The organism is Fontibacter flavus (assembly GCF_042432905.1).
GTDB lineage: Bacteria > Bacteroidota > Bacteroidia > Cytophagales > Cyclobacteriaceae > Fontibacter > Fontibacter flavus.
Genome location: NZ_JBHLWI010000020.1, coordinates 1 through 5,799, shown reverse-complemented (window position 1 = coordinate 5,799; position 5,799 = coordinate 1). Strand labels below are relative to the sequence as shown.

Genomic DNA, 5,799 nt, shown 5'->3' with positions numbered 1-5,799 from the left:
ACCAGTATTATACGTGTCAAGGAAAAAATCTAATCAAAAATCCCCAATCATGACTTTAGATTTTCAAAATCAAAAAATTGCAGCATAAAAAAGGCTGCCCTTTTCGGACAGCCCCTTTTTGTTATTATAAGGAAATTCTTATGCCTCAGCGCTTACAACGCTAACGTAAGATTTTCCATCAAATTTTTTCTTGAACTGAACTTTTCCATCAGTCAATGCGAAAAGGGTATGGTCTTTTCCAACACCTACGTTTTCACCTGGATGATGTTTAGTACCTCTTTGTCTAACGATGATATTACCGGCAATAACTGCCTCACCACCGAATTTCTTCACACCAAGTCTCTTACTGTGTGATTCTCTACCGTTTTTGGAACTACCGACACCTTTCTTGTGAGCCATAATTTTATACGTTTAGGATCTCTTACGAAATCTTATAAAGTGATATTTTCAATCAATACTTTTGTAAAGTCCTGTCTGTGACCGTTTTTCTTTTTGTAACCTTTCCTCCTTTTCTTTTTGAAAACGATTACTTTGTCACCCTTTACATGATCAAGAATTTTTCCTGATACCTTGGCACCGGCAATGATTGGTGCCCCAATTGATACAGTACCATTGTCTTCTGCCAATAATACCTGATCAAATTCCACGGAAGCGCCAGCTTCTCCTTGCAATTTTGGTGCAAAGACATACTGATCTTTTGTTACTTTGAACTGCTTTCCTGCGATGTTTACGATTGCGTACATAAATGATATATAATACTTTAGGAAATTGAGGTGCAAATATAATCAATATCAAAATAATAAAAAAGCCCTGCTTGAAATATTATAGAGTAAAATACTGATTATTCAAACACCCACTAACACTTATTTTCTACTTGAAATTTCCAACTCTCAAATCTAAAAAACTTACAGTCAAAAATTATCCTTGATTAGCAAAAATCATTCAATCTGGGATAAAATTTAGAATATAATATTGTCTAAACAACTAATAAACAGGTTGTTAGAAATAATATTAATTACCCGCGTGAAGCTGATAATTTATTGACCATTGTTCAAAAAACGAACTGTAAACAAGGCTTGAAAAATAATTTAAACGATTTAAAAAAAGTTTTGTGGCGCTTTAAATCCATATTTATTTAAATTATTACTTTAAATAAAATATTTTATTTGTTTGAATTATAGTTACTTATACTGTTTTTGACTTTTGTTCAAAAAACTAATATATCAGGGGTTTCAGGGGTTTTATTTTTGATTTTTGTTGGTCATATTTGTTCTGGGCTGTTCCAAAAACAGTCTGTGTTTCCAGTCTATGTTAGAAAATCTGATGATCTTTCTTTCAGATTAGTCCAACTTACAAACCAATTAGAGTAATGCAACATACAGAACCAATTCTTCAAGAAAACAAAAACAGATTTGTCCTTTTTCCTATCCAACATGCTGACATTTGGCAGTTCTATAAGAAGGCCGAAGCGAGCTTCTGGACGGCAGAAGAGATTGATTTAAGTCAAGATCTTAAGGATTGGAAAAACCTTAACGATGGAGAAAGACACTTCATCTCTCATGTTTTGGCTTTCTTTGCTGCAAGTGATGGTATTGTCAATGAAAACTTGGCGGAGCACTTTGTAGCAGAAGTTCAATACACAGAAGCAAAGTTTTTTTATGGTTTTCAGATCGCAATGGAAAATATCCATTCTGAAACATACAGTCTTTTGATAGACACCTATATCAAAGATAACGCAGAAAGAGAGAAACTTTTTAACGCAATTGAACACATCGATTGCGTCAAGAAGAAAGCAGAGTGGGCTTTAAGATGGATTGATAATGGCAACTTTCAGGAAAGATTGATCGCATTCGCTGCAGTGGAAGGGATTTTCTTCTCTGGTTCTTTCTGTTCTATTTTCTGGTTGAAGAAAAGAGGATTAATGCCTGGACTGACATTCTCCAACGAGCTTATTTCCAGAGACGAAGGCCTTCATTGTGATTTTGCCTGCCACCTCTACACCAAGCATGTGATCAATCAGCTTCCAAAAGAAACCGTCACAAGGATCATTATGGACGCTGTTGAAATAGAAAAAGAGTTTGTATCAGATGCCCTGCCGGTTAAACTCATTGGCATGAATGCAGATCTCATGTGTCAATATATTGAATTTGTTGCAGACAGGCTATTGGTTGAGCTTGGATGCAGCAAAGTTTGGAACAGCACTAACCCATTTGATTTCATGGATATGATTTCCTTGCAAGGAAAAACCAACTTCTTTGAAAAAAGAGTTGGAGATTATCAAAAAGCTGGAGTCATGAAGTCAAAAGATGCTGTAGATGGCCCTAAATTCTCCATCGAAGAAGACTTTTAATCCACCTTATCCACCAACCCAAATCCTTTAATGCCATGTTAGTAATAAAAAGAGATGGACGCCGTGAGTCCGTTAGGTTCGACAAGATCACCACACGGATTGAAAATCTTTGCTATGGTTTGGATGGAAGATTCATCCATCCCATTGAAGTTGCCAAAAAAGTCATTGATGGGCTTTATGATGGGGTAACCACTACAGAATTGGATAACCTTGCTGCTGAAGTTTGTGCTTCCTTGACAGTACAGCATCCCGATTATGCCATTTTGGCGGCCAGAATAGCCATTTCAAATTTACATAAAACCACCAGTCAGTCCTTCTCCAATACGATGAAGCGACTGTACACACATATCAATCCAAAAACAAGTGATAATGCAGCACTTATCGCTCCGGATGTTTATGGAGTTGTTAAAAAATATGCTGCCCGATTAGATGAAGTAATCGTATATGAAAGAGATTTCGATTATGATTACTTTGGTTTCAAAACATTAGAAAGAAGTTACCTGATCAAGCTTGATGGTAAGGTGGTAGAGAGACCTCAGCATATGTTAATGCGAGTTGCTATAGGAATCCACAAAGAAGATATCGATGCAGCGATAGAGACTTATCATTTGTTATCCCAGAAATGGTTTACACATGCTACACCTACCCTATTCAATGCAGGTACACCAAAGCCCCAGCTGTCTTCCTGTTTCCTTTTGACCATGAAGGATGATAGTATTGATGGTATTTATGATACCTTAAAGCAGACAGCTAAAATCTCACAATCTGCAGGCGGAATTGGCCTATCCATACATAATATCCGTGCAAAAGGAAGCTATATAAGAGGCACCAATGGTGTATCCAATGGTATAGTGCCCATGCTCAGAAACTTTGATATGACCGCACGTTATGTGGATCAAGGTGGGGGAAAGAGAAAAGGAAGCTTTGCCATATACTTGGAGCCATGGCATGCTGATGTTAAGGATTTCCTTGAACTGAAAAGAAACCATGGCAAGGAAGAAATGCGTGCAAGAGACCTGTTCTATGCCATGTGGATTCCTGATCTTTTCATGAAGAGAGTAGAGCAAAACGATGATTGGTCTTTATTCTGTCCAAATGAGGCTCCTGGATTGGCAGATTGCCATGGAGAGGAATTCGAAAAATTGTATGAGAAGTACGAAAGAGAAGGCCGTGCTAGAGAAACAGTTAAGGCTCAGGAATTATGGTTTGAAATTTTGGAATCTCAGATAGAAACAGGTACTCCTTATATGCTTTATAAGGATTCTGCCAATATGAAGTCAAACCAGCAAAACCTGGGCACCATAAAATCATCTAACCTGTGTACCGAAATCATCGAGTACACTGCCCCAGATGAAGTGGCTGTTTGTAATTTGGCTTCTCTTGCCCTACCAAAATTTGTCACAACAGGCCCAGACGGCAAGAAATATTTTGATCACCAAAAGTTGTATGAGGTGACTAAAGTTGCCACCAAAAACCTCAACAAGGTAATTGATGTAAATTACTATCCGGTAGAAGAAGCAAGGAGATCCAACTTCCGACACAGACCAATTGGATTGGGCGTTCAGGGCTTGGCAGACGCTTTCATCATGCTAAGGATGCCTTTTGACTCAGAAGAAGCTAAAGGACTTAATGAAGATATATTTGAGACTATATACTTTGCCGCCATGGAAACTTCTATGGAATTGGCTAAGGTCGAAGGAACATATGAGACTTATGAAGGGTCGCCTACTTCGAAAGGAATTTTCCAATTTGACATGTGGGGTGTAACTCCAAAATCAAGAAGATGGGCCTGGAATGATCTAAAAGAAAAAGTGAAGAAATACGGTGTTAGAAACTCACTTTTGGTCGCTCCTATGCCAACCGCATCAACATCTCAGATTCTTGGTAACAATGAATGTTTTGAACCTTATACATCCAACATCTACACTAGAAGAACTTTATCCGGTGAATTCATTGTGGTAAACAAACATTTGATGAGAGACCTGATCAATTTAGGTCTTTGGAATGATGGAATGAAAAACCGCCTGGTTGCTGCTAATGGTTCTGTTCAAAACATTCCCGGAATTCCGCAAAATATCAAAGATATATATAAGACTGTTTGGGAAATTTCTCAAAGAATCATCATCGATATGGCAGCCGATAGAGGAGCTTATATCTGTCAGTCTCAAAGTATGAACATCTTCATGCAGGATCCTAACTTTGGCAAACTTACATCAATGCATTTCTATGCATGGAAAAAGGGATTGAAAACCGGCATGTATTATTTAAGGTCTCAGGCTGCTACCAGTGCTATCAAATTCACTGTAGACAAAGCAACCCTTGATGCTGAAAAAACTGCTTCAGCAACCCCCACTTTGGACATGACCAAATCCCAAAAACAAGACGCCATCGCATGCTCACTCGATGATCCAGAAGGTTGTGACATGTGCAGTGGTTGATTATAAAATTTTAGAGTTCGTAATATGGCAAAAAGCGTCTGATGGTTTCAGACGCTTTTTTTATACCAATCAATTGCAACATTTGAGGTTCAACCTAGACTCTTGTATCAATTATTTTTTTCAACTAAGTTTTATCAAAAAAGAAGTAATCTCGATCATTTTTTTATATAGCCCCCAACAGATGACGGGAGGGAATACATGAATCCTTAGAAACGCTTTTATTGCAGCGCAAGAACTCCGTTCACAAGATTTCTTAGTACCAGTTTGCATGCGTTGCGGATCGTACTTTGTACCAAGTCTAGAGTCTTATTTATTGCGTTTTGTATCCTAACTGAAGCCAGGTAAGCTTTTGTCCAGTATCTAAAGACAAAAGCCTCTCAGTTTCCTGAAAGGCTTTTAACAATGTAGCGGCGATCCCGATGCCCGGACAGGCTCTACTCTCCCGGGTGTAACTTTTTTTTAGTTGATTGAGTGATTGGTTATTGGTTGATTGGTAGTGAAAAAATATTGATACCTAAAAGCTATCCCAACTTTATTTCGCCCAAGCATAATTTGGCCGCCCTGCCGAATCTAATTTCCTGTTCCATCCATCTTCCTTCATCCTTTTTAACAGGTTTCACCTCTTGTTTCTTGTTTCTTGCCTCTCGTTTCTAATCTCTAGTTTCTCCTATAAAGACAAAAGCCTCCCAGTTTCCTGAAAGGCTTTTAACAATATGGCGGCGATCCCGATGCCCGGGACAGGCTCTACTCTCCCATGCGCCACGGCGCACCGGTACCATCGGCGCTGCAGGGCTTATACGCCACCGCGGATCAGGATGGGAAGAGGTGGGACATCTAGGAAAAGTGATTATTGAAACCTGAACCTTATAAAACACAAAATCCCCAGGATTTCTCCTGAGGATCTTAATAATGTGGCGGCGACCTACTCTCCCAGGTGTAACCCCAGTACCATCGGCGCTGCAGGGCTTAACTTCTCTGTTCGGGATGGGAAGAGGTGGGACCCCTGCGCTA

The 5,799-nt window shown here is 39.0% G+C and carries 4 protein-coding genes and 1 rRNA gene; 2 read left to right on the top strand and 3 right to left on the bottom strand.

Translation table 11 applies throughout. The features are described 5' to 3' along the window. Positions 1-138 precede the first annotated feature (138 nt). Positions 139-399 (bottom strand): 50S ribosomal protein L27, encoded by a 261-nt coding sequence (gene rpmA / locus ACFFIP_RS07840; RefSeq protein ID WP_382387048.1) that lies wholly within the window; start codon positions 397-399, stop codon positions 139-141. A gap of 32 nt (positions 400-431) precedes the next feature. Then, entirely contained in the window at positions 432-743 is a 312-nt protein-coding gene (gene rplU, locus ACFFIP_RS07835) for a 50S ribosomal protein L21 (protein WP_382387047.1), read from the bottom strand. A 626-nt stretch (positions 744-1,369) separates the two neighbouring features. Between rplU and ACFFIP_RS07830 the strand changes: the two genes are divergently transcribed. Together ACFFIP_RS07830 and ACFFIP_RS07825 are read left to right on the top strand one after the other, a co-directional pair. Continuing rightward, entirely contained in the window at positions 1,370-2,350 is a 981-nt protein-coding gene (locus ACFFIP_RS07830; protein ID WP_382387046.1) for a ribonucleoside-diphosphate reductase small subunit, read from the top strand. Between the two features lie 35 nt (positions 2,351-2,385). Next, positions 2,386-4,788 (top strand): ribonucleoside-diphosphate reductase subunit alpha, encoded by a 2,403-nt coding sequence (locus tag ACFFIP_RS07825; protein WP_382387045.1) that lies wholly within the window; start codon positions 2,386-2,388, stop codon positions 4,786-4,788. Positions 4,789-5,697: 909 nt separating this feature from the next. Here ACFFIP_RS07825 and rrf read toward each other — a convergent pair. Further along, a 5S ribosomal RNA gene (rrf, locus tag ACFFIP_RS07820) occupies positions 5,698-5,799 on the bottom strand; the annotation flags it as partial.